The organism is Iodobacter arcticus (assembly GCF_042664895.1).
Lineage (GTDB): Bacteria > Pseudomonadota > Gammaproteobacteria > Burkholderiales > Chitinibacteraceae > Iodobacter > Iodobacter arcticus.
The window spans coordinates 155,744-181,598 of sequence record NZ_JBHTBQ010000014.1 but is presented as its reverse complement, the minus strand read 5'-3'; the positions used below and the strand labels follow the sequence as shown (position 1 = coordinate 181,598).

General features: G+C 45.4%; 18 protein-coding genes. 13 read left to right on the top strand and 5 right to left on the bottom strand.

What is annotated here, in order from left to right; translation table 11 throughout:
- The first annotated feature begins 532 nt into the window (after positions 1-532).
- On the top strand, positions 533-4,483 hold the full coding sequence (gene purL, locus ACFQNF_RS08915) for a phosphoribosylformylglycinamidine synthase (protein WP_380187646.1): 3,951 nt from the start codon (positions 533-535) through the stop codon (positions 4,481-4,483).
- 196 nt (positions 4,484-4,679) lie between these two features.
- Here the strand turns inward: purL and ACFQNF_RS08910 are convergent, their stop codons facing one another.
- Positions 4,680-5,225 (bottom strand): REP-associated tyrosine transposase, encoded by a 546-nt coding sequence (locus ACFQNF_RS08910; protein ID WP_380187645.1) that lies wholly within the window; start codon positions 5,223-5,225, stop codon positions 4,680-4,682.
- A 321-nt stretch (positions 5,226-5,546) separates the two neighbouring features.
- Between ACFQNF_RS08910 and ACFQNF_RS08905 the strand changes: the two genes are divergently transcribed.
- The 3 genes from ACFQNF_RS08905 to ACFQNF_RS08895 all read left to right on the top strand — a co-directional run bounded on the left by ACFQNF_RS08905 (position 5,547) and on the right by ACFQNF_RS08895 (position 8,292).
- The gene (locus tag ACFQNF_RS08905) at positions 5,547-6,101 is read left to right on the top strand and encodes a GNAT family N-acetyltransferase (protein ID WP_380187644.1); all 555 of its coding nucleotides are present in this window, start codon (positions 5,547-5,549) and stop codon (positions 6,099-6,101) included.
- The gene (locus tag ACFQNF_RS08900) at positions 6,091-6,852 is read left to right on the top strand and encodes a YdcF family protein (protein WP_380187643.1); all 762 of its coding nucleotides are present in this window, start codon (positions 6,091-6,093) and stop codon (positions 6,850-6,852) included. Before ACFQNF_RS08905 ends, ACFQNF_RS08900 begins: the two co-directional genes overlap by 11 nt.
- Positions 6,853-7,020: 168 nt before the next feature.
- On the top strand, positions 7,021-8,292 hold the full coding sequence (locus ACFQNF_RS08895; RefSeq protein WP_380187642.1) for an O-acetylhomoserine aminocarboxypropyltransferase/cysteine synthase family protein: 1,272 nt from the start codon (positions 7,021-7,023) through the stop codon (positions 8,290-8,292).
- Between the two features lie 512 nt (positions 8,293-8,804).
- Here the strand turns inward: ACFQNF_RS08895 and ACFQNF_RS08890 are convergent.
- From ACFQNF_RS08890 to ACFQNF_RS08880, 3 genes are all read right to left on the bottom strand, one after another.
- A complete protein-coding gene (locus tag ACFQNF_RS08890; RefSeq protein ID WP_380187641.1) occupies positions 8,805-9,980 on the bottom strand; it encodes an outer membrane protein assembly factor BamD in 1,176 nt (391 codons plus the stop codon).
- 141 nt (positions 9,981-10,121) lie between these two features.
- Positions 10,122-11,900, bottom strand: coding sequence for a CHASE2 domain-containing protein (locus tag ACFQNF_RS08885; protein ID WP_380187640.1), 1,779 nt, complete (start codon positions 11,898-11,900; stop codon positions 10,122-10,124).
- A gap of 465 nt (positions 11,901-12,365) precedes the next feature.
- Positions 12,366-13,832 (bottom strand): FecR family protein, encoded by a 1,467-nt coding sequence (locus tag ACFQNF_RS08880; protein WP_380187639.1) that lies wholly within the window; start codon positions 13,830-13,832, stop codon positions 12,366-12,368.
- A gap of 40 nt (positions 13,833-13,872) precedes the next feature.
- Between ACFQNF_RS08880 and ACFQNF_RS08875 the strand changes: the two genes are divergently transcribed.
- The 9 genes from ACFQNF_RS08875 to ACFQNF_RS08835 all read left to right on the top strand — a co-directional run bounded on the left by ACFQNF_RS08875 (position 13,873) and on the right by ACFQNF_RS08835 (position 24,739).
- On the top strand, positions 13,873-14,556 hold the full coding sequence (locus tag ACFQNF_RS08875) for a Crp/Fnr family transcriptional regulator (RefSeq protein WP_046350444.1): 684 nt from the start codon (positions 13,873-13,875) through the stop codon (positions 14,554-14,556).
- Between the two features lie 357 nt (positions 14,557-14,913).
- Positions 14,914-16,134 carry a glycosyltransferase gene (locus tag ACFQNF_RS08870; protein WP_380187638.1) on the top strand — a complete coding sequence of 407 codons (1,221 nt, stop codon included), beginning with the start codon at positions 14,914-14,916 and terminating at the stop codon, positions 16,132-16,134.
- A 95-nt stretch (positions 16,135-16,229) separates the two neighbouring features.
- On the top strand, positions 16,230-17,363 hold the full coding sequence (locus ACFQNF_RS08865) for a glycosyltransferase family 4 protein (protein WP_380187637.1): 1,134 nt from the start codon (positions 16,230-16,232) through the stop codon (positions 17,361-17,363).
- Positions 17,345-17,677: a hypothetical protein gene (locus tag ACFQNF_RS08860; RefSeq protein ID WP_380187636.1), complete on the top strand. Its 333-nt coding sequence runs from the start codon at positions 17,345-17,347 to the stop codon at positions 17,675-17,677. Before ACFQNF_RS08865 ends, ACFQNF_RS08860 begins: the two co-directional genes overlap by 19 nt.
- On the top strand, positions 17,664-18,452 hold the full coding sequence (locus tag ACFQNF_RS08855) for an ABC transporter permease (protein WP_380187635.1): 789 nt from the start codon (positions 17,664-17,666) through the stop codon (positions 18,450-18,452). The genes ACFQNF_RS08860 and ACFQNF_RS08855 overlap by 14 nt, the downstream gene beginning before the upstream one ends.
- Positions 18,453-18,454: 2 nt before the next feature.
- Positions 18,455-19,648: an ABC transporter ATP-binding protein gene (locus ACFQNF_RS08850; RefSeq protein WP_380187634.1), complete on the top strand. Its 1,194-nt coding sequence runs from the start codon at positions 18,455-18,457 to the stop codon at positions 19,646-19,648.
- On the top strand, positions 19,645-21,234 hold the full coding sequence (locus tag ACFQNF_RS08845; protein ID WP_380187633.1) for a methyltransferase domain-containing protein: 1,590 nt from the start codon (positions 19,645-19,647) through the stop codon (positions 21,232-21,234). The genes ACFQNF_RS08850 and ACFQNF_RS08845 overlap by 4 nt, the downstream gene beginning before the upstream one ends.
- Before the next feature lie 55 nt (positions 21,235-21,289).
- Positions 21,290-22,312 (top strand): glycosyltransferase family 4 protein, encoded by a 1,023-nt coding sequence (locus ACFQNF_RS08840; RefSeq protein ID WP_380187632.1) that lies wholly within the window; start codon positions 21,290-21,292, stop codon positions 22,310-22,312.
- On the top strand, positions 22,313-24,739 hold the full coding sequence (locus ACFQNF_RS08835) for a glycosyltransferase (protein ID WP_380187631.1): 2,427 nt from the start codon (positions 22,313-22,315) through the stop codon (positions 24,737-24,739).
- Here the strand turns inward: ACFQNF_RS08835 and ACFQNF_RS08830 are convergent.
- The gene (locus ACFQNF_RS08830; RefSeq protein WP_380187630.1) at positions 24,736-25,833 is read right to left on the bottom strand and encodes an MraY family glycosyltransferase; all 1,098 of its coding nucleotides are present in this window, start codon (positions 25,831-25,833) and stop codon (positions 24,736-24,738) included. The two genes, ACFQNF_RS08835 and ACFQNF_RS08830, sit on opposite strands and share 4 nt — an antisense overlap.
- Positions 25,834-25,855: the final 22 nt, after the last annotated feature.

The window sequence follows — 25,855 nt, the reverse complement described above, 5'->3', positions numbered from 1 at the left end:
TAGCGATCCACAAGTCTTAGCAGCTGGTGCAGCTGGTATGCCAAACATACCTTCATACAGTTTGGTGAATTTATCCATCTGCTACCAACGAAATAAAAACGGCGCAATCAATGTGGCAATCAATAATATATTTAACCAAGAAACGCCATTTTCTCCATCACAGAATGTATTTATTGTTCAAACCCCATGCCGCTTTGCCTATGTAAGTTTTAAATTTAAGTTTAAGTTTAACTAAACAAAAATAACGCCCAGATTTTTTCAAAGTGCTTTTATAACTATTTAAAATAAATCCCAGAAAATGTAATAAATATCTCTTCTACATACCACTCAAAATCTTATCAATAAGTTCAGCATATTAAAATATTCCACAAAACTAACAGTAAGCAAAATCAAGAAAATACCTTTCACAAGTCAGTATGCCCTGCTAAACATTCTTTATAAGTTCGCAAACTTTGCCGATATTCAAGGCGAAATGAGTCGTTTTTGGGTATCATTGCGACTTCCCGAGGCTTTCCTATCAAAGATCAAAGACATGGCTGACGTTCTCCAATTGCGCGGCGGTACCGCGCTTTCATCTTTCCGGGTCGAAAAACTGACCGCCGCTCTGGCTGCGAAAAGCATTTCTGCGCAGATTTATGCTGAGTATTGGCACTTCGCCGAAGTGAGCGCCGAGCTGACGCAGGGCGAAAACACCATCCTCAGCAAGATTCTGCACTATGGCGAACCGGCTCAGCCTGACTTAGCCGTCGGTAGCCTGATTATGGTCTTGCCGCGCTTAGGGACGATTTCTCCTTGGTCGTCGAAAGCCACCGATATTGCCCAGCATTGTGGCTTAGGCAAGATTGCCCGTATCGAGCGCGGCATCGTGATTTACGCCAGCAAGGAAGGCGGCAGCCCTTTGTCAGCAGCAGAACAAAGCATTCTGTTGCCTTTACTCCACGACAGAATGACTGAAGAAGTATTTAGCAGCCTGGAAGCCGGTCGTGAATTATTCCGCCACTTCGAGCCTAAGCCTTTTCTGACGGTTGATATCCTTGGTGGTGGTAAAACCGCGCTAGTCAAAGCCAATAGCGAATTTGGCCTGGCCCTCAGCGATGATGAAATTGATTACTTGGTAGAAAACTTCAACAAGCTAGGCCGTAACCCAAGCGATGTTGAGCTGACCATGTTTGCGCAGGCCAATTCTGAGCACTGCCGCCACAAGATTTTTAACGCCGATTTTATTATTGATGGCGAGAAACAAGATTACAGCCTGTTTGGCATGATCCGCGAAACGCATAAAGCGGCACCAGCGGGCACGGTCGTAGCTTATTCGGATAACTCCTCAGTGATTGAAGGCGCAGAAATCGGCCGCTTTTATCCGCAAGCAGGTAGCGCCGAATACGCATTCAGCACCGAACAAACACATATTTTGATGAAGGTGGAAACGCATAACCACCCCACCGCTATTTCCCCATTTGCCGGTGCGGCAACCGGCTCGGGTGGTGAGATTCGCGACGAAGGCGCAACTGGCCGTGGCTCTAAGCCTAAGGCTGGCTTGGCTGGCTTTACCGTATCGAACTTAAATATTCCGGGTGCCGAGCAGCCTTGGGAAGCTCAGCCTTACGGCAAGCCAGATCGCATTGCCAGCGCGCTAGATATCATGATCGAAGGCCCGATTGGCGCAGCTGCGTTTAATAATGAATTTGGCCGCCCGAATATCTGTGGTTACTTCCGTACATTCGAAGAAGACCTAAACGGCGAGCGTCGTGGCTACCATAAGCCAATTATGATTGCCGGTGGTTTGGGCAATATCAGCGCGCTACACGTTAAGAAAAACGGCTTGCCAGATGGCTCGCTGCTCATCCAGATCGGCGGCCCCGGCATGTTGATTGGTATGGGTGGCAGCGCGGCCAGCTCAATGGCAACTGGCGACAATGCAGCCAATCTGGATTTCGATTCAGTACAGCGCGGCAACCCGGAAATCCAGCGCCGTGCGCAAGAAGTGATCGATCGCTGCTGGCAGCTGGGTGCAAATAATCCAGTGTTGTCGATTCACGATGTAGGCGCGGGCGGTATTTCCAATGCCTTCCCTGAGCTGGTGAACGATGCAGGCCAAGGCGCGGTGTTTAATCTGCGCAAAGTAAATATCGAAGAAAAAGGCATGGCGCCTAAGGAAATCTGGTCGAACGAAAGCCAAGAGCGTTATGTATTGGCGATCGATCCTAAAGATTTGCTCGCGTTTGAAGCGATTTGCGAACGCGAGCGTTGCCCGTTTGCCGTGGTTGGCCGTGTCACTGATGAAAAACATCTGGTCTTGGCTGATGATCATTTCGAAAACAAGCCTGTCGATATGCCAATGAATGTCTTACTCGGCAAGCCACCCAAAATGACACGCGACGTGAGCCGTATTACGCCTGAGCTGGCTGTTTTTGACGCTTCTGATTTGGAGCTGAAAGAAGCCGCTTACCGCGTATTGCGTTTACCTTCCGTTGCTGACAAATCGTTCCTGATTAATATTGGCGATCGCACCGTGGGCGGCTTTACCGCTCGCGACCAGATGGTTGGCCCTTGGCAAGTTCCGGTGGCCGATGTGGCCGTTACTGCTATGGCTTACGATAGCTATCTAGGCGAAGCCATGGCGATGGGCGAGCGCACGCCGCTGGCGCTGATTTCTGGCCCGGCTTCTGGCCGTATGGCCGTGGGTGAAGCGCTAACCAATATTGCAGCTGCGCCGATTCGTCAGCTATCTGATGTAAAACTGTCTGCAAACTGGATGGCCCCAGCTGGCCACGCAGGTGAAGACGCTAATCTGTATGACACCGTGCAAGCCGTCGGTTTAGAGCTTTGCCGCGAGCTGGGTGTATCGATTCCGGTCGGTAAAGATTCGCTTTCAATGAAAACCGTTTGGGATGAGGCTGGCGAGGCGAAGCAAGTGGTTGCGCCATTGTCCTTAGTGATTTCTGCCTTTGCACCGGTCACCGATGTACGCAAAACACTGACGCCTGAGCTGCAAACCAATGTTGATTCTGATCTGATTCTGATCGATCTGGGTGATGGCAAATGCCGCCTAGGCGGCTCTGCACTGGCGCAGGTTTATAAGCAGATTGGTAATACCGCGCCAGACATTGTGAATGTGCCGCACCTGAAATCATTTTTTAGTACCGTGCAGCAACTCAATGCAGAAGGCAAATTACTTGCCTATCACGACCGCTCCGATGGCGGCCTGTTTGCCACGATTGCTGAAATGATGTTTGCCAGCCATGTTGGCGTAACCTTGGAAGTAGACGAGCTGTGTATCGAGCGTCGCCGCCGTCAGCGCCAGCAAAATGAATTCACCGCCGAAGATGTTGTTCGTGAAGCCAATGCCCGCGTGATGGGCGTGCTGTTTAACGAAGAGCTGGGCGCAGTCTTGCAAGTGAAGCGCACCGATACTGCCGCCGTGATTGCCGCCTTTGCTAACGTAGATATCCGCTCCGAGCTGCATGTGATTGGTAGCACCAACCACGACGACAAACTCAAGATCAAGGCGCGTAATCGCTTGGTCTTAGAAGAATCGCGCATTGATTTACATAAAGCATGGTCAGAAACCAGCTGGCGCATTCAGCGTCTACGCGACAATCCTGCCGGTGCTGATGCCGAATATGCACGCCTTAGCGACAAGCACGAAAAAGGCTTATTCGCCAAGCTAAGCTTTGATCAGAATATCGACATCGCAGCGCCGTATATCGCAACCGGCATTCGCCCTAAGATCGCCGTACTGCGTGAGCAAGGCGTGAATGGCCATGTAGAAATGGCTGCCGCGTTTACCCGTGCAGGCTTTACCGCCGTTGACGTACACATGAGCGATGTGATTTCTGGCCGTGTACAACTGGCCGCTTTCCAAGGCTTGGCCGCTTGCGGTGGCTTTAGCTACGGCGATGTACTGGGTGCGGGTGAAGGTTGGGCGAAATCGATTCTCTTTAATGCTGCAGCCCGTGCGCAATTTGAAGCCTTTTTTGGCCGCACAGATACCTTTGGTTTAGGTGTGTGTAACGGTTGCCAGATGATGGCGAACCTTTCCGGCATTATCCCTGGAGCCGCTCACTGGCCTAAATTCACCCGTAATCAAAGCGAGCAGTTTGAAGCGCGCTTGGTGATGGCTGAGCTGACAAAATCCCCATCGCTATTCTTCAGCGAAATGGCCGGCAGCCGTATGCCGGTGGTGATTTCTCACGGTGAAGGCTTTGCCAACTTTAGCCAGCAAGGCGACATCAACAAAGCCTTGGTCGCCATGCGTTATGTTGATAGCCATGGTAAAACCACCGAAGCCTATCCAGCTAATCCAAACGGCAGCCCACAGGGAATTGCCAGTGTAACCACCGCCGATGGTCGCTTTAGCATCATGATGCCGCACCCAGAACGCGTGTTCCGCACCGTGCAAAACTCATGGCACCCAAGCGATTGGACCGACGACGGCGCATGGATGCGCATGTTCCGCAATGCTCGTCAATTTGTTGGCTAATTGTTTCACAGCCCACGCAAAAGCCAGCCTGATGAGGGCTGGCTTTTTTTATGGATAAATGACAGGAAATAAAACGGTGCGCAAGAAAAGCGTTTGCACACCCTACGAAAACCAAGCATCAATGTAGGGTGCAAAACGCCGTAGGCGTTACGCACCATGGCAATGGTGAGCAAGCCGCGAATTTTGCCCTACAACCTTACTTATCAAAATGAAATAAAATATCGTCGCCACTCCCCGCCCAATCTGGCGGATAAACACCTTCACGCACTAAGCGGTGAAACGTTGAATAAGGCCAATCTTTAACTTGCGTGACCAAACCATGCTTTAAAGGATTGATATGCACATAATCCATATGCGCAAAGTAATCGGCCTCACTCAAAATTTCATGTTCCCAAAAACGCCTTTGCCACAATGTAGATTCACCACGATGGCGACGAGAATCAGAAAGTAAATCAGCCCGCTGATATTTATCAGCAATATGGCGCGTCACAAAGCTTTTAATCCAATTCCAACGCAAACTAAAATTTGTATCGCCAGCGGGTAAAGTCCAAATACAATGCAAATGATCGGGAAGCAACACCCAAGCATCAATCGTAAAAGGATACTGAGCACGTACTTTCAATATTGCTTTTCGTAAAGTATTGCGAAACAATTCATCAGTTAAAATCATCTGCCGCTGATGCGTCACTACCGTAAAAAAATAACAGCTGCTCATGCCATAGTAGCGACGATAATTGGGCATTTTCTTTCCCATTCAAATTACAATTTATTTATCAGCATGAGCCATCAAATCAACACCGCCACACATAGGGTGCAAAACGCCAGAGGCGTTACGCACCGTGGCACAGCACAACCAAAAACGGTGCGCAAGAAAAACGCCTTGCACACCCTATAAAACCACCTCCATAGGGTGCAAAACGCCAGAGGCGTTACGCACCGTGGCACAGCACAACCAAAAACGGTGCGCAAGAAAAACGCCTTGCACACCCTATAAAACCACCTCCATAGGGTGCAAAACGCCGAAGGCGTTACGCACCATGCCCCATAATTTCAAATAAACCCCATGCCAAAAATAATCGAACTATCCACCGAGCGCTTGCGATTACGCCAATGGCGGGCATCGGATGCCGAAGCTTTCGTCCTAATGAGCAGCGATCCACGCGTGATGGAGTATCTGCTTGGGCCTATGGACGCAGCGGCCAGCTTGGCGATGCAAGAGCGGGTAATGCAGCTAATTAGCGAGCGTGGCTGGGGATTTTGGGCGATGGAGCTGAAAGAAACACAGCAGTTTATTGGCTTTACCGGCCTGCATATTCCGATTCCTGAGCTGCCGTTTTCGCCCTGCGTAGAAATAGGCTGGCGGCTGGCTTTTGATCATTGGGGCAAGGGTTACGCCAGCGAAGCAGCAAAGGCGGCTTTAGATTTTGGCTTTAATACCCTGCAACTGAATGAGATTGTGTCATTTACCGCCCTACCTAATCTGCGCTCACAGGCCGTGATGCAAAAACTAGGTATGCAGCGCGATGCTGATACTTTTTTCCACCCCAAAGTGGCAGAGGGCCATCCTTTGCAAGAACACTGTCTTTATCGCTTGAGTAAGCCCCTAAATGCAAAATAAATGGCTGGCACGTTTACAGATCTTCATAGGCAGCATCTTGCTCATCGATGCGCTGGCGTTGTTTAGCGTTGCTAAATTTAATGTAGGCACTGTTTTCCCAGCCATCTTGGGCTTGGGTTTATTAAGTTTCAACTTAAAGCACGCCAGTTGGCAGCGCTGGCTGGCAGCTAAGCGCTATCGGCAGCGATTGTGGCCTTGGTTTAAGTGGGCGATGGCGCTATGGCTGATCTCTTTGCTGGCTTTTTTCTATCAGCTCGCCGTGCCAGACCGTATCAAACACCCGCCCTCAAGCTTGATTGTGCTGGGTTCGGGCCTAGATGGTACGCAACCTAGCCCCATGCTGCGTGCCCGTCTTGATACCACCCTGATTTATGCAGCGCAATACCCCAAGGCTCAGATTGTTGTTTCAGGTGGCCAAGGATTTAGCGAGGAAATCAGCGAGGCCGATGCCATGCAGCGCTATCTACTGGCCCACGGCATTGCTCCGCAGCGCATATTGCAGGAAGACCAAAGCACCAGCACGGAAGAAAACCTGCTGTTTAGCTATCGCCTGCTCAAAGCTAAAGCAGCAGAGCCTGTGCTGATTATCACCAATGATTTTCATGCGCTGCGTGCATCTAAAATAGCCAAAAAACAAGGTTTCCCGCTGGTGGATCTTGCCTCTGCCCCCACTCCACTGGCGATACGCTACAACGCATGGCTGCGTGAATACTTTGCCTTTGCCAGCTCATGGCTATTAGGCGAGCTTTAAAGTAAATTACAAATCCCCCATATAAATTGACAAGTTACTTAATATTTAAAGCTCAATATCAAGGTATATAGCTTTATTTAGTCTAAAGAAAAATCTAAAAATAGCTTTATGGTCTAAATAAAACTGCTACAGTTTCCAAGGCACTTTCCATCCCCTCGGAGGCTTTGCATGAAGTTTGATACGCTTGCTCTACACGCTGGTTATGAAATTGATCCCACCACTAAATCGATGGCGGTGCCTATTTACCAGACCACCAGCTACGCTTTTGATGACACGCAGCATGGTGCGGATCTATTTGATTTAAAGGTTAAAGGCAATATCTATACGCGGATTATGAACCCCACTTCCGATGTATTAGAGCAACGTATCGCAGCGCTGGAAGGCGGCGTTGGCGCGCTGGCATTGGCCTCAGGCTTGGCCGCTATTACTTACGCCATCATGACCATTGCCGAAGCAGGCGACAATATCATCGCCACCACGGCGCTCTATGGCGGCACTTACAATCTACTCGCCCATACCTTGCCGCAATATGGCATTAGCGTGCAATTTGTTGATGCCAATGATCCGCAAGCTGCCGCCGCGCTAATTAATGATCGCACCAAGGCTATTTTTTGCGAATCGATTGGTAATCCACTCGGCAATGTGGTCGATTTCGCCGCTTTTGCCGCGGTGGCCCATGCGGGTGGTGTGCCGCTGATTGTGGACAACACAGTGCCCACGCCATATCTCACTCGTCCTTTTGAACATGGCGCAGATATTGTGGTGCACTCCCTCACCAAATATATCGGCGGCCACGGCAATAGTATCGGCGGCATGATTGTGGATAGCGGCAAATTCCCTTGGGCGAATCATAAGCAACGCTTTAATCGCCTGAATGAGCCAGAAGTCAGCTATCACGGTGTGATTTACACCGAAGCATTCGGCCCAGCCGCCTTTATCGGCCGCGCCCGCACCGTGCCACTGCGCAATATGGGTGCAGCGATTTCTCCCTTTAATAGCTTTTTGATTCTGCAAGGCTTGGAAACACTGGCACTGCGCATGGACAGGCATGTAGAAAACGCCCTTAAAGTGGCGCAATACCTGCAAGGCCATAGCAAGGTGCAGTGGGTTAATTACGCAGGTCTACCCGATCATCCATCGCATGCTCTGGTACAAAAATACTTTGGCGGCAAGGCATCGGGGCTGCTGACATTTGGAGTAAAAGGCGGCTCAGCAGCGGGTGCGCGCTTCCAAGATGCACTAAAGCTAATTACCCGCTTAGTGAATATTGGCGACGCCAAATCACTGGCTTGCCACCCTGCTAGCACCACTCACCGCCAGCTGACGCCTGATGAATTGGCAAAAGCCGGGGTAAGCGAAGATATGGTGAGATTGTCGATTGGTATTGAGCATATCGACGATATTTTGGATGACTTGGAGCAGGCACTGGCTGCGGTTTAACAAACTAAGCAATTCGTCTCAGTCCACCTAAAAGGGCGGGTGAAACCCCATACGCGCTAAGCAAAATGGTTTTGTATCAGTAAGCAACGAAAAAACGTACTGGTCACTCTCTTTGCATGGGGCTTAAAAACCCCCTTGAAGCACGCCGAAGCGAGGAATAAGCGACTCGGGGTTTCGGAAAAGGGGTAGCGAGGCAGCGAGCGAGCAGCCTTTTTCGCCGAGCCGATTATCCGCAGTGAGGGGCCTTCGTGCTGGCCGGGGCGGCCTTCTTTGGCTTCGTTTCTTGGCCGCGCAAGAAAGGAAGGTCCCGCGGGACGCCCGCACCAAAATCGACGTGCCGAAGGCACTAAAAAGGTCTTTTTGACTTTGCTTAGCGCACATGGGTGCAACCCGCGTACTTTTTCAGTATAGCTCGCGGGTTTCACCCGCCCTACAAATGATGTGCTGCTTGCAAATAACACGGCAAATACCTGCTCGATGCGCAAAGGGATGAGGCGCAAGCTCCACATCCCTTAAAAATCTTGCTTATAAGACAAAGAAATCATTTTCTTTTGCCATGAAAACAACGGCAATCTGTCGTTTTGTTCCTGATATTGATATTCCAATCGCCATTTACCCAACCACAGGCTCTGCCACTGATAGGCAAAAGAAGCTTGGCTTTGCACGCTTTGCCGCGCTTGGTTGTACTCCAGCAGCGGGCTATAGCCCTCCTGATCTTGGGCTATTCTGGCGCGCAGCTGCAGCTCTAAACTATGCGGCCCTAAAGGATAAATCAGCCGGCTACTCAACTCGCCACTATATTGATTGCCACCGGGGCGCAGGGGAGAAAACTCAAAGCCGAGCAAGGCGCGATTATCCAGCCATAGCCCCTGCCACTGGCTAATGTACTGGCCCCGCCATTCGCTATGCAGGCTTTGATAGCGTGGGGCGATATCTACAAATTGCGCACGTAAACGCAGCAAAGACTCAAGCCGGCCCAGCGATGGCAGGCCACGGTATTCCAGCAAAATACTGCTCTGATAAGGCTCGCTCTGTAGCCAGAATTGCTGCACACCCACACCCCAGTCGCTGTGCACCCGTGGCTGCCAAAAACCTCCAAACCAACGCATGCTCTGGCTACTTTTCGGCCAGCTTTGCACCGCCCCCGCATGAATCGCCCATTGCTGCCCTCCGGGTGGGGTCGCCATGCCTTGTACTTCTAGCCCTGCCAGCCAACCAGATCGTGGCAAGCTGCTTTGATCGACTTCCAGATTAAAAAGCCCATCAGGCAACGTGACTTCTAGCCAGCGCTTGGAGCTGCCCTGATCCAGATTACTATCGCTCGCCACCCAACTTTGCAGTTGAGCCTGCCACTGCGTTTTTTCGCGACAGCCCTGATCGGTTTGTTGCCGAATCAGATCACTAATGGCTTGTGGCAAAACAGGCAAGGCGCGCAATTGCTGCTGCAAAATCGCTGCCCTTGTGAAGTCTTCTAACTGGCAATAGGCCAGCATTAAATCAACTTTAGCGCCCTGATGATTGGGGTTGAGCTGCAGCACTTCTTCTAATAGCCAACTGGCCTCTTGCCACTGCTGTTGCGCAATATCGTCGATAGCCTGCTGGTACAACTCATCCCCAATCTGGGCATAGGCCACAGGCTGGTTAGCCACTTGCAAAAGCACAATAAAAACGAAGGGGAAGAGTCGCATTTATTGATTGTATATGCTCAGGATCACAAATCTAGGAATTTACTTGCTTGATTTAACTTGTAACAACAGGGTTAATGTAAGAAATTAACAGAAATAACATTAAGTACATATAGCAAGCTGTATGCTGCTAAAAAGAAACAGCTAAGGTAAGCGATAAACTTGCTCAACCCCTCTGCGCCCTTTCAGTGATACCGTGCCATAGAGCTGTAGCGGCGAGTAGGCCAATTGGCGCTCTGTGCTTTCCCCCACCAGAATCTTTTCATTATGCAAACTGGCTAAGTTTTGCAAGCGGGCACTGACATTCACCGCATCACCAATGGCGGTATAAGTGCTGCGAAACGGCGTGCCCATATCACCGACCACCACCAAGCCCGTTTGAATGCCAATATGCACTTTAATCTGCTTATCTAAGGCGGCAACCTGATTATGCTTATCCACTGCCTGCTGCATGGCAATCGCCGCATTGAGTGCCCGATTGGCATGATCGCTTTGCGCAACAGGCGCACCCCAGAATGCAAATAAGGCATCCCCCATATATTTATCCAAAGTGCCTTGCTGATCTAATACCGCCTGAGTCAGTAGCATCAAAGCATGGCGGGTGTAATGCGCCAGCTCTTCAGGCGGTAGCCTTTCTGCAATACCGGTGTAGCCTTGTAAATCGGCAAACAGACAAGTGATTTCTGCACGGTGAGGCAACATAATGGCCTGGCTATTATTGCCGATCAGCTGATCAATAATCGCAGGGGGCACATAATGATGAAACGCCAGATAAAGCTGCCGCCGCCCCAGCTGGGCATACCACCACTCTAGGCCGCCTTCTAAAATTAATAACACCACTCCGCCCAGCAGAGGAGCCAGTGCATTAGCCCCCACCTCCTGAGGCGTATAGCTTAGCCATAGCAGCCAAGCCATCAGCAGCAAAAACCCCCAAGCCAGACGCAAAGTATTACTGCGCCTATGCAGTAAAAGCACCCCCAGCAATAAAGCCGCCCAAACAGCCATCATGCTGGAAAAACCAATCGCCACCACCGGCTTATTTTGCTCTAACTGATCCAGCGCTTGAGATAACCACTGTGCATGCAGCAACATGCCAGGCGTGCGTCCGCCCAAAATGGTAGCTACATAATCCCCCAACCCCAAGGCGCTCGAACCTACAATCACCAGCCGGTTATGCAGCAGCGAGAGCGGCGCTTTGCCAGATAAAATATCGCTGGCAGGTATCGCAATATAGGCTTCGGTTTTACGCAAAAAAGGAATCGCCGCCATCCCCTGCTGATCGACCATTTGCTGCCCTGATAAGCCTTGCAGCCATTCAACCTTGCCATTACTCGCTTGAAGCGGCAACTGCTGCCCCAGCCAGCAGCGCAATAAAACCGGGGCAAATGCCGGGTAAAGCTGGCCCTGATAGCGCACCAGCATGCTCTGATGCCGCACCACACCATCAGGATCAGCCGTGATCGCAATATGCCCAACACAAGGCGCTGCTGAGGCCAGCATCTTATGATTGGCCAAGAAACCATAAGCAGGTGTCGAAGGTGTAGCCACTAAAGGCATGGCTGCGCTGAGCTGACCAACACGCATACTTTGGCTGCGATCAAAGCCAAAGGTCTGGGCCAAAGTCAGCTGCTTTAATGCAGCCAATTGCGCAATCTGCTGATCACCTAATAAATCACCACTTTCAGGGAAAATGATATCCAGGCCAATATGCGCCACTTGGTAATGCTGATTTAATTGCTGGAGCAATTGGGCTATTTGCTGCCTGGACCAAGGCCAGCGCCCATATTGAGCGAGCGATACCTCATCAATATCTACCAGCACAATTCTCTGCTCTGGCTGGACCGTTAATCTTTGCTTCATTAATTGGTCGTGCAGGCGATCTAAAAGATCGAGGGGAAAGGGGTAGGCATGGCCACGTGGCATAGCGACCCAAATAACAAGCAAGGTACTGAGCAAAAAAAATAAAATTCGCCCTAACCAAATTAAATGAAGTTTTTGCCAAATCGATTTGAAATTTATCATGTCATTGGAAATGAAGCTTCATCAAGGAGAAAATTCTAAGGGGGAGGCAACAATCCTATCAACTTAAGCTCTTGTCTTAGGATAAATCTACATTTCGTAGGGTGTACAACGACGTAGTCGTTGCGCACCGCTCTCGGTGCGCAAGAAAAACGACTTGCACACCCTACATAAAACCAAGCATTGCCTTGTTTTTGACCTTAAGTTGATAGGATTGGGTTGCATCCACCCTAGGAAAAACATTTCGCTGAAATTGATAAGATGGGGAATTTAGGGTATTCAGTCTTATTACTTCAATCCAGCCGGAATACCGTATTTTCATTGAATTCCCAACAAAAATAGCCAGAGATAGCGGTTTAATCAAATATTTTAGCGTTGCCTCAGCCAATACGTGCCACCGCTCATGATTTCATTGCTAGCGGGTGATAAATAATAGGTATAGCCTGCTTCAGCAGCGTCTTTGCCAGAAACCACACCACGCAATTGGGTTTCGCTTACTGCTCCATTCATAAAAAAACCATTCGACTCGATAGTGCCTTTTACATTAATAGGAATATCCCTACCTGCGGCATTTAATAGTAGATGGGTATTAAAACTTTGCGCTGCAAAATTGATTTGTAAAGAGGATTCCTTAGCAATCGTTGCTGTTACCGCATTACTCAGCGTATTCACTAAAATGCCATCGTGTTTAACCATCTGAAAATTAACCGCGCCTAATTCCGGCCCATAGCGAGCATTACTATTATCCCGCGACATCACATAATAAATCCCCGCATTCACGGCTTCCTGCCCATCCTTATAGATATCAGTAAACTTTGCTGTTGCAGGTAAATTAGCCAGCTCCTGCCAGCGCCCCCAATGAATAGAAGGGGTAAGTACAACCACAGGCTTAGGCGGCTCAATCACAACAGGCGGTGGCGGTGGGCTAACAGGTGGCAAAAGCACCACAGGCACTGAAGGTGGCACAGGTACGGGTACAGGGCTGGTTTCCACCGGCTTGATCACCGGCTTAGCCGCCAAAGAGCCATCAATCACACTATTGCTATTAGCAACCACACGGGCATTGCTCAAATCACTGGTGTTAATCTGCGTTTGTTCTGATCCCAATGCGGCGGTCTTAGGCTCGTCTTTTAACGGCTCTTTGCTTTTATCTTTAGCAATATCTTTGGGCACTTCTTTTTGCAATTCTTTCTGCAAAACCGGCGACGATTCTTTTTTGACCGGCACCGCCTGCCCGCGGATCACCTCAAGCATATGCGCTGCAGAAGCAAATAACTCTCTGGAATTAATTCCCTGGCACGGCCCGCCCAGCTCCACACTGCACGCTTTAGAAAACGGCTCGATAACCACCCCGCCTTTTTGCACGGCGACTTGTGTTGCATGATCATCGGTAAACACTACAAAATCAGTGCCGCGTAAGCCAATGGCAGCCACGGGTGTATTCAAACGATATTTATCTTTTTCTTTTTGCACATCCTGCCCGGTTACAGAGCGCATCAACCCGGATTTAAGCTGCAATTTAAACTGGCTAGCCGAGCCCTGCTTGCCTACCCGATACCTTTCAATCAGCAAAACACTATTGGGGCGCACCGCAATAAAGCCCTGATCAAACGTGCGCAAATACACACTCGTTTGCCCTGACGTATGCAACTCATCCCCTTCGCGCAATACATCACCTTTGACTAATGGCTGCTGCCGGCCATCCCGTAAAAGAGTCGGCTGTCCGATTATTGCAATAACTGTCCCGATATTTGCGAAATCTTGTGCTAAAACACTAGACGATGCTGACAAAAGAACAGCAAACATAAAAAGATATTGATCGACTCGCTTCAGCATTTTCTTCCCTCCTTGGCCCAATTATGATCGGGAAATGCTTATGACACGCCACCCTATCTACTCTTTAGAATTTTTTTCTGGTATTCCAGAAACCATCCTCAAATCGATTGCGCGCGACTCTCACCTTAGGACAGCAGTGCGCAACCAGCAAGTGATTACCAAAGGCTCTTTAGGCGATGAGCTATTCTTCTTGATTAAAGGTCGTCTGCAAGTGATTGATGTGACAGAAGATGGCCGAGAGCTTTGCATTTATATTATTAATGAAGGGGAATACTTTGGTGAGCTGGCCGTGATTGACGGTGGCTCCCGCTCTACCAGCGTGGTTTCGATTGGCGATGCCGAGCTGATGGTCATGAGCCGCCACACCGCGCTACAGCTTATCTACTCTCATCCCGTACTGGCAGAGCGGGTCATGAAAAAACTCGCGTATTTAGTCCGCCTGTCTTCGCAAAACCGCGCCATGCTCAGCATTCAGAACCCTTACCAACGTATTTGCACCGTACTGACAACGCTGATACGTACCCTTCCCGGCAATTTAAAAATTATTGAGCTTCCCCCACAGCAATCGCTGGCAGGCATGACCAATTGCAGCCGCGAAACCGTCTCCAGAGCAATCGGCCAGCTACTCAATACAGGCATAGCAGAAAAAGACCGAAAAACGCTCATCGTGCGCGAGCCAGAGCGCCTGCAGCATATTGTGCAAGGCAAAATAACCATCGAATAATCCGGCAATGCCACCACTGCCAATACATAGCAAACAAGCAAATACCGCCATCACCCTGCTACAGAACCCTTGCAAAAAAGTAAAGAGTCAGAAAAGAAACTTCAAGCACAAATACACATACCTAGAAAATAAACAGCAAGCAAAAGCACGTATAAAGAAATTTTCTTGTAATTATTAAATTCAATTACTAGTATAGAAAACAGCCGAAGCATATCGGCCATCAAAAAAGCAAGGGGCAAGACCTTCAAACCATCGACTCAGCTTAGTTACAAAGCCCCCTCAATGCTTTTTGTTGCTGCACGATCGATCATTAAAAATAGCAAACTTAATAAAATATCACTCATAAGAGCTATATTTATGAAAATAATACATCTTGGAAAATTCTACCCACCTGAATATGGTGGAATAGAAACAGTCACTTTCGACTTGGTTGAAGGCCTGAATAATCAAGGTGTAAATGCAGATGTACTCTGTAGTAACAAGGGCAAAGAGACAAAAATTGATTTAGTCAACTCCAGCTACCAAGTAATCAGGGCGGGCACCTTAGCCGTTATCAACTCAACATCGATTTCACTTAAGCTCATCAAAGAGCTGAACAATTGCATCCATCAATACGATGCAATTCATATTCACCTACCCAATCCCATGGCTAATTTAGCAATTTGGCTGATTCAACCAAAATGTAAAGTTTACCTGCACTGGCATAGTGATATCGTAAAACAAAAACATATGCTCAAGTTCTATGCACCATGGTTAAAATGGCTGATCAACCGTGCAGATGGCATTATCGCCACATCGCAGCGCTATGCTGAATCATCCAAATGGCTAGCTCCCAATATGAATAAAGTATCCATTATCCCAATTGGGGTGGCAGACAAAAGCAAACAAGTTTCTGCGGAGCTGGTTAGCAAAATAAGATCAGAATACAAAGATAAAAAAATAGTTTTATCAATAGGCAGATCTGCAGCCTATAAAGGAGTTAGATATTTAATCGAAGCCTGCAAATATACAAACGATGATATTGTAATTTTTATTGGAGGGCCAGGGATAGAAAGCTTCCAGCCGCTGATTAAAAAGCTGGGCTTAGAATATAAAATAAAACTTATTGGAACCATTGCGGATCAACAATTAGCATCTTATTACGCCGCTTGCGATATATTTTGCCTGCCATCTATTTATCGATCAGAAGCATATGGCATTGTGCAAGTAGAAGCCATGAGCTTTTCTAAACCCATTATTTCTTGTGATATTGCTGGATCCGGCGTTTCCTGGGTTAATGAGCATAATAAATCCGGGCTGCTTGTTCCGCCGTCCAATCCTAATGCCTTAGCAGATGCTATCAATATACTGAGCCAGGATGATGCACTTAGAAACAAAATGGCGCTCTATGCCAGAGCCCGGTTTGAACAAGAGCTGACCGCAGATCAAATGGTCAACAAAACCATCCAGATGTATAAGGCAAGCATGCCAGCTATGTCAAAATTCAGTAAATTTGAGACGCATAAAATTAAAGTGGCACTCAATAACGAAGCAGTACTGATCAGTAAAAAGAGTAAGCAAACAAGTAAAGCCTCATAATAATAAAATCTGCCATCTATCATTTATTACTGCAATCTGATTAATCAATATTTTTAAACTTTAAAAACCACAGATTAATATAAATAAAGATAAAAATGGACAAGATGAATATCTTATTTTCTGCGCAAGGCATGATTCCCCCGCTCACTGGGATAGGGCGTTATGCCACTAGCTTATCCAGAGCCATGCAAGAGCGTGGCTCTGATCTTGATCTCGATTACTATCAATTTGGCCGCGTCAGCAAAAAAACAAATAATGAATTTTTACTTTCTAAAATAAGGAATATGGTTAACCGCTTTCCTGCGCTAAAATCTTATCTTAGAAAAAAATACCATACGAACCGTGGTGTACATACCATCAAAGAAAAAAAATATATTTACCACGAGCCAAACTACATTCCAACCGTATTGCAATATCCATATTTAGTAACAGTACATGATCTTTCACATATTATTAATCCGGAATGGCACCCTATTGAAAGAGTGCGTTTCTTAAATGAGCACTTGCCACTAACTTTAGAAAAAGCAGATGCTATTTTTGTGGTTTCTAAATCAGTAAAAAAAGAATTAATTAGCTGGATGCCAGAAGTAAGCAATAAACTACATATCACTTACAACGGAGTAGACCATACAAAATTTTCACCCGAATCATACAATAGCCGCATTTTAGAAAAATACAATTTGCCAAGTAAAGAATATTTTCTGTTCTTAGGCACTATTGAGCCAAGAAAAAAAATAGAAGATTTACTGACTGCCTATCAAATGCTGGTGCAAAATAAAAAAACCACTTTGCCACTCATTATCATTGGTGGCGTGGGTTGGAAATGCGAAGATATTTTAGAAAGAATCAAACACAGCAAAAATGTGCGCTGGCTGCAATACGTTACAGAAAAAGACTTACCTGCTCTATTAGCCGGTGCACGTTGCATGGTTTATCCCTCCGCTTATGAAGGATTCGGCTTACCCGTATTAGAAGCAATGACCGTCGGCACACCTGTCATTACCACCTCAGGAGGTGCAATTCAGGAAATAGGCGGCGCAGCACCTTTTTATTTTAATCGAGGTGATATCGAAGGCTTGGCAGAACATATGACCAATTTAGCCTTATCACCTGAATGTGCTTGTGATCATATTACGGAAGGATTAATTCGATCGCACTATTTCACATGGGATCGCTGCGCGTCTAAAACACTAGATACATATAGGGATGTATGGACGAATCACTATTAAATAGCACATTAATTATCATTACCATTCTGTTAATCATTGCAGGCTCATTTTTTAATTTACAGAAATACTCTCCAATTCAAAATGATAAAATTCTTCATTTTCTATCCTATTTTTTACTTAGCCTATTACTTGCTCCCTATCTTAGTTATTCAAAATTATTTCTTGTTCTTTTTTTAATGGGTGGCAGCATAGAAATGATTCAACCGTTAGCAGGCAGAAAATGCTGCATTTATGATCAGCTAGCTAATACCTCCGGAATTATCTCTTCGATTGTAGCCATTCATTTATGGGGAGTTTTTTTTGGAACTCATTAAAAGAATTTTTGCCGGACGCTGGTTGTTACATGCCATGGTTAGCAGAGAAATAAAATCCAGATATAGTGGCTCTATACTCGGTATATTCTGGCTGTTTTTTGCCCCAGTACTGATGATACTAACCTATAGCCTAGTATTTGCAGATTTAATGAAATCCCGTTTACCGGGGGTAAATAGCCACTATGCTTATACCATTTATCTAACCAGTGGCATGCTGGTATGGCAATATTTCTCTGAAGTCATTAGCAGGGGAAAGCTTTTTTTAGTAGAAAATGCAGGGCTGCTCAGAAAAAATAATATTTCAAAGATCATCCCCTTGTTATCAGTGGTTGTTATTGCCCTTGTAAACAGCCTTGTTTTAGCGGGGTTTTATTTTATATTTCTTATTATTTTAAATTTATTCACCATTGAAATACTTGCTATATACGTTTTACAAATTTTAGTAATCACTCTATTTTCATTCAGCATTGCCGGCTTACTCGCACTCGCCCACGCTTATGTAAGAGACGTGGGCCAGTTTGTAGATGCCTTTATGCAGCTTTTGTTCTGGGCAACCCCAATTGTTTATGCCCCGCAAATTCTACCTAAATGGGCGGCTGATTATATCTATTTAAACCCGGTGTACTGGGTATCGCAGCTAGGGCAGCAAGTTGTATTAGATTGGCCAATTGCCTGGAATTGGTTATTTAACTCCATACTACTTTCTATTATTTCTTTTTTTATATTCTATTTTTTTTACTCCAGAAATATTCAAAAAATTATGGACGATCTATAATCGTGGACCTGATCACCGTAGATAATCTATCAAAATGCTTTCGGATTTATCCATCACGCCGCCATAAGCTAGCATCACTATTTGGCATGGAAAGCAGCAAGCATTGCATTCATAAATGGGCGCTAAAGCAAATTAGTTTTTCCATAGCAGCTGGGGAATCAGTTGCAATTGTAGGCCGGAACGGATCAGGAAAAAGCACCTTGCTTAAGCTGATTTGCCAAACGCTGCGCCCCACAGAGGGCCAGATTACTGTTAATGGCAGAATTGGTGCGCTATTAGAGCTAGGAATTGGCTTTCATGAAGAATTAAGCGGCAGAGAAAATGTATATATTTCTGGCCAGCTATTGGGCATGTCCAAACAAGAAATTGATCAGCATATTGAAAACATTATTAATTTTTCTGAGTTAAGAGAATACATCGATGTACAGTTAAAAAAATACTCTAGCGGCATGCAAATGCGTTTAGCTTTTAGTGTGGCAACCGCATTAAGGCCAGAAATTTTAATCGTGGATGAAGCACTTTCAGTAGGTGATGCCTATTTTCAGCATAAATGCTTTGACCGGATTAAAGAATTTCAAGCATTAGGTACATCATTATTATTTGTTTCGCATGATCCACTGGCAGTCAAAACCCTATGCGATCGAGCCATCCTCATCGATAAAGGAATAATGCTGGCAGATGATAACCCTGCTGCCGTTCTTGATTACTATAATGCGCTGATTGCCAATGCAGAGAATAATAAAATAAGCATTGATGAAGGCGTGCGATCCGGCAGCGGAGAAGCCAAATTAACTGCTGTAGATATTTTTAATGAAAATGAACCGGCCCAGGTGGTTCTCTCAGGCAGTAAAATTAAATTACGTGTTAGTTATCAGATTATGGAAAAAATTCCGGATCTAACCATAGGCTTTTTAATTAAAGACCGTGTAGGTAATGAAGTGTTTGGATCCAACACTTATTTATTACAAAAAACACCCCCATTTGTACAAGGTGGGCAATATCAGGTAGTCTTTGAATTACCCGATTTCAGGCTTGCTGCGGGCAGCTACAATATTAGTGTTGCACTGCACTCATCCTACCACCATCTATCAAACAACTATGATTGGTGGGATCATGCCGCCACAATTACTGTTATTTCTGAACAGGTATTTGCTGGTGTTGTTCGACTTGATACTCAATATTGCGAGTTAATATGAAAACATTAGATGAAATTATTCATTGTGTTCAAGCTTATGCGCTTACCCAAGATGCCCCTTCTGCCGTATATAAAATAGAAGCTGAAATTGCAGAATACAATTTGCTATGGCTGCCGCATTCATTCAGAGAACTCGTTTCTATCCATAATCCCTATTTATTTATATTTTTTTCATACCAAGCTATTTTAGGCCGAGCCCCGGATCATGAAGGTGCTCGCCACTACCATGATTTACTGGCATCAGGCAAAATCAGTCTGCGTAAATTTGCTTTACAAATGCTATCAAGCACAGAATCGGCACATGCCAGCCACCATATAAAAATAAATAAAATAGACAGATATCTAATTGCACTAGAAAACAAAATACTTTCGGTATGGAGTGGCAGGCGTGGGGCTGGGCTGATTGGCCGCATGCATGATGGGCTGATTAAATTAAGTACACTTAATTCAAGACACACCCAGTATAATGCAATTCTTTCTAAACAAAGCTACGATTTAGAGTTTAAGCAAGAAAAAATATTATTTTCAATTAATGCACAACAAAACAAGCTTAGCGAACAAATCGCCATCACAAGTAATGATATAAGATCTCATATCACACAAGAAATCGGCCAACAAAACAATAAATTAAACATACAACAAGCCACATTAAATGATGCAATCGCCAGCAATGCAGAATCAGTGCATGATCAGCTAGAAAAAAACACTGAGTTACTCAATACAACATTGGATAAAAATAGCAGCTTGATTCAAAGCCTGCTGTGTAAAAATGAAGAAAAAATAGCCTTTATGGCCAATACTAATAGCCTAAATGGCCAAGCCACACTTTACCTCAACGAACGTGTCCTTAAACATCTAGAGCAATCCAGCAATACTAATCACCCAGCCGTACAAGCAAATCACGCTAATCCTCCATTACAAATAAATTCTGCAGTTGATGCTTATTATTTGGCTTTTGAAGAAAAGTTTCGCGGGCCAGAGCATGAAATCAAAGCCAAGCTAGAAAAATATACACCCTATGTAGAATCATTTTTAAAATCTAGCCAAGCTCCTTTACTTGATATTGGCATGGGCAGAGGTGAATGGTTAAAACTTATCGCCGAAAAAGGTTTAAAAGCTCTGGGTGTAGATCAAAGCGAAGAAATGATACGCCATTGCCGAGCAATGGGCCTCAGTGTTATACATGCTGATGCTTTAGATTATTTAAACGAATTACCCGATCAATCATTAGCTGCAATCAGCTCATTTCACGTAGTTGAGCATCTTCCATTTAATATTTTATATAATTTACTAAAACAAGCGCATAGAGCCTTATTACCAGGAGGCGTCTTAATACTAGAAACACCTAATCCTGAAAATATACTCGTTGGCAGCCATACTTTTTATCATGATTTCAGCCATAAAAACCCTGTTACCCCTACTAGCCTGCAGTTCTTAGCTGAATATCATGGCTTTAAAGATTGCGAAATACTCAGATTGAATCCTTATCCCGAATCTGCAAAAGTTCCGGGTAATGATTTATTAACCGAACGCGTCAATGGCCACCTTTGCGGGCCACAAGATTATGCGCTGATCGCAAAGCGATAAACTATTTTTTAGCGCCGATACACCTCGCCAAATTGGCATACTTTCGGAGCATTGAATGCGCATTATGCTAGCTGCCAATATCACCCCATTTCTGCACGGAGGGGCTGATTACCATATACAGGGCACAGCCGATGCATTAACCGCTGCAGGCTGCCAGGTAGAAATCCTGCGCCTGCCCTTTACATTTTCACCAGAACAATCCATTTTAGATTTAATGCAATGGTGCAAAACGCTGGATTTAAATCAGCCTAATGGCTATCGAATAGACCGGCTAATCAGCCTGCAATTTCCCTGCTATGGTATCAATCACAATAAGCACACCGCATGGATTATGCACCAGCATAGAGCCGTCTATGAGCTATATGATCAAAACCAGCCCGCAATGCCAGAACTAAAAAATGCAATTGAGCAATTTGATCAACAATCATTAAACCAATGCCATCAACGCTTTGCAAATTCGAAACGCGTGGCAGAGCGCCTTTATCAATTTAATAATTTAAAAGCCACTGCCCTATATCACCCGCCACCGGCTTATCAGGCATTTCATGCGGCAGAAAACTTAGGCTATATTTTTTGCCCCAGCCGGATTGAAACACTAAAAAGACAAGATTTATTAATTAAAGCACTTGCATTAGCCCCCAATGCCTTGCCTATTGTTATCGCTGGCACAGGAGGGCAATCTGAGCAGCTTATGCAATTAATTAATCAGCTAGGCTTAAATAGCAGAGTAAGAATGCTAGGTGCAATTAACGAAGCACAAAAAATCGCTTATTATGCCCATGCCAGCGCTGTTTTCTTTGCCCCATATGATGAAGACTATGGCTATATCACCCATGAAGCCATGCTTTCCGGCAAAGCAGTGATTAGCTGCACTGATTCTGGTGGCCCTCTGGAGTTTATTGAGCACGGCAATACCGGCTGGATTATCCCGCCAAACCCTCAGGCCATAGCAGAAGTATTAAATTGGATTGCCCAACACCCAAATCAGACCGCAGAAATGGGAAAAGCGGCAAAAGCAGCATGGCCTGAATTTGGCATTAGCTGGAATAAGGTCGTTAGCCAATTATTGGAGACTTAATTGAAAGTTGCTATTGTCGCGCCAAGTGGGGTGCCCTTTGTATGGGGCGGAGCCGAAAATATCTGGAAAGGTCTATGGCTCGCTTTAAATCAGCAAAATGAAGTGACTGCAGAGCTCATTAAACTGCCTAGCCCGGAGCATGATTTCTGGGGCATTATTCAAAGCTATCAGAGATTTGCTGAGCTTGATTTAAATCATTTTGATTTGATTATCAGCACAAAATATCCAGCGTGGATGATATCCCATCCACGGCATATTCTATTTATGCAGCATACCCTGCGTGGCTTGTATGATACTTATCCAAGCCATTTATCCAAAAGCATAGCCCATTTAGCGCAAAAAACGCCTGAGCTATATCGTCTATTAAACATTAAAAACCCCAATAGAATCCAGCTTGCTGAATGCTTTGGTGAATTAAATAAAATTAAAGCCGCACAAGGCCTTAGCCCCCAAGATACCGCTCTACCTGGCCCATTATTACGCGCCATTATTCATTTCTTTGACTCTATCGCCTTAGCTCCCGGGCAAATCATGCGCTATACCGCGATTGCCCATGAAGTAGCAAACCGCCAGGAATATTTCCCTGAAAATATTAAGCCCGAAGTGCTTTACCACCCTAGCTCGCTGCCTCAGGCAGGCGTTATTGCAGGCACACAGATAAACCCTGCGATCTTTACCGCCAGCAGGCTTGATGCACCAAAACGAATTGATTTGCTTATCAAAGCCTATTGCAAATCAGGCGTAAAAACGCCTTTAAGGATTGCAGGCACTGGCCCACAAAGCACTAAGTTACAAGAGCTGATTAGCAATCATCCAACCATTAGCCTACTTGGGCATATATCCGAACAGCAATTAGCCCATGAATACGCCAATGCCCTATTTGTGCCCTTTATCCCCGAACATGAAGACTTTGGCCTGATCACTTATGAAGCAATGATCGCAGGCAAAGCCGTATTAAGCTGCTCCGATAGTGGCGGCGTAACTGAATTAGTGAAAGATATGGAAAATGGTCTATTAGTAAAACCAGAATGCGATGATATTGCCAAAGCCATTAAAAAACTCTGCTCAGACCCAACGCTTTGCTATCAACTTGGGCAACAAGCCTATAACAGCGTTAAAGAAATCACTTGGCCCGCATTAGCTAAAGAATTATTAAATATGCACAAGCAATACCAGCCAAAAATAATAGTGCTCAATACCTTCCCCATCTACCCCGTCGTGAGTGGAGGGCAAGCACGGCTTTATCATCTCTATTCCGAACTATCCATGCTGGGTTATTCAATAGAGATCCTAAATTTGGACTTTAATACCCGCACTGTACAAAGCAGGCACTTAAATGAAAACTTTATTGAAGTACTCATTCCTATTGGGGAAGAATTTAGAAAAAAACTAAATACTGAAGAAAAACGATTAAATATATCCTGTGTAGATTGGCTAGCCGCCCAGCATCCAGAACTATTACCTGAATGGCAAACAGAGATTAAACGCCGCGCCCCATGGGCCAGCTTAATCATTTGCAGCCACCCCTATGCTTATCCAGCAATGATGCAAGCTGGCGTCAAAGAATGGCTATATGAAGCACACAATGTAGAGGCAGACCTTAAAGCACAAATTTATCAACAACACCCAATAGAAGCACTGCAAATTAAAGAATTAGAACTTCAATGCGCCCAAGGTGCCCAGCATATTATTTGCTGCAGCTTTGAAGACAGCCAACGCATGCAAAACCTCTATAAACTTCCCAATCATAAATTCAGCATCATTGCCAATGGTGCAGATACCCAGAATATTAAATACCTAGACCAAGCAGGCCGCAAAGCGATACGTGTGCAAATGGGATTAGAGCCAACAAATAAAATATCGCTCTTTATGGGCAGCAATCACGGCCCCAATATAGAGGCTACAGAGCAAATCCTAATCACTGCAGAACATGATGAATCATTGCAGTATATTATTTTAGGCAGCGTTGCCGATGCGTTTAAGCAAAAAAACATTCCAAACAACGTGCGATTTTTAGGTGTAGTTAGCCTACAGGAAAAACAACTCTGGCTACAAATTGCATCTATTGCACTCAACCCTATGCTTAGCGGATCAGGGTCTAATTTAAAGCTAATCGAATATGCAGCAGCAGGATTGCCGATTATTAGCACTGAGTTTGGAGTGAGGGGGACGAGATTTGAGGCGGGGGTGCATTATATAAATACAAAAGCACTCCTTCCTACAATAAAAAATGCGCTAAAAAAACCAGACGACCAATTAGACAAAATGATTCATAAAACAATGGAATATATAAATAATGAGCTTTCTTGGAAAGGCCTAGCAGAGAAATACAAGCAAGAAATTAAAGGCGCTTTATTTATAGAAAAAAGCAAAGGGGAAAGCATCTCGCCTCCCCCGTTTTTACAAACTTCAAATATACTCAGCTAGCTATCTTTATTAATCACCATCCACTGAGGGATTTTAAAATTTACAATCATTTTGTAAAGCAAAATATAGCTCGCAATAAATAAAAATACAAAACCCAATAGGATATATGGCTTATCCCAAAAGATAACCGCCGGAATCGCAGCAAAAGAAGATAGAGCCCACAAATAAGGTGCAGTAAGCGCATTACGCTGCACTTTATAACGCGCAACGTCTTCGCCTAATTGCAAACGCACCACCCGTTTATAGATAAGCGTATGCAAATGAATACCATCAGGCAAACCTGGAGAAACACCTTTCACAAATTTACGGCGATAGATTGTGAATAGGGTTTCAAATACGGGATAAATACAGAGTAAAAATGGAAACCAAATAGAAACGCTAGGATGTCTTGCCATCAATAATACAGATAACTCCGCCACCATAAAGCCAACAAAATACGCCCCACCATCACCTAAGAATATTAAACCTCGAGGGTAATTCCAAAGCAAAAACCCCATACAGGCGCCAATCATGCCCATATTAGCAATAACCAAAAACCAATCACCTAAAGCAAAAGAAACATAAGCCAAACCAGCAAAAATCATCATTGCCACAACAGCAGATAAACCATTAAAACCATCAATAATATTAAATGCGTTAGCCACACCCGCCACTGCAAACATAGTAAAAAACAATGAAACAACCGTAAATTGCATTAACAAATCAATATATGGTACATCTAAACGAACAATCCCTGCACCTAATAAAAAGTATCCTAATAAAGCCGCCAGCATGGTTAAACCGAGGCGCATTAACACCCCTACTTTTTTAGTTAAATCCTCAATCAATCCCCCTAAAAAAGCAGGCAAACTAGCCACAATCAGCAAGGCAAACTGTATAAACCAATGCGTCTCTTTAACCGCCCCTGCCAATAAAACCGCAAGCATCCCCATCATGATAGAAAGCCCACCAATCCGCGGCACAGAATGCGCATGAAACTTCTGCACCCCACCCAAATCGTGGTCACCAGAGATGTGGCTGTGCAAGTGATCAAAACGAATCACAAGCATGGTGACTATGACGGAGGTAAGAAATGCGAGTACGAGATAAAGCATGGATGTGCCTATAAATTAGCTT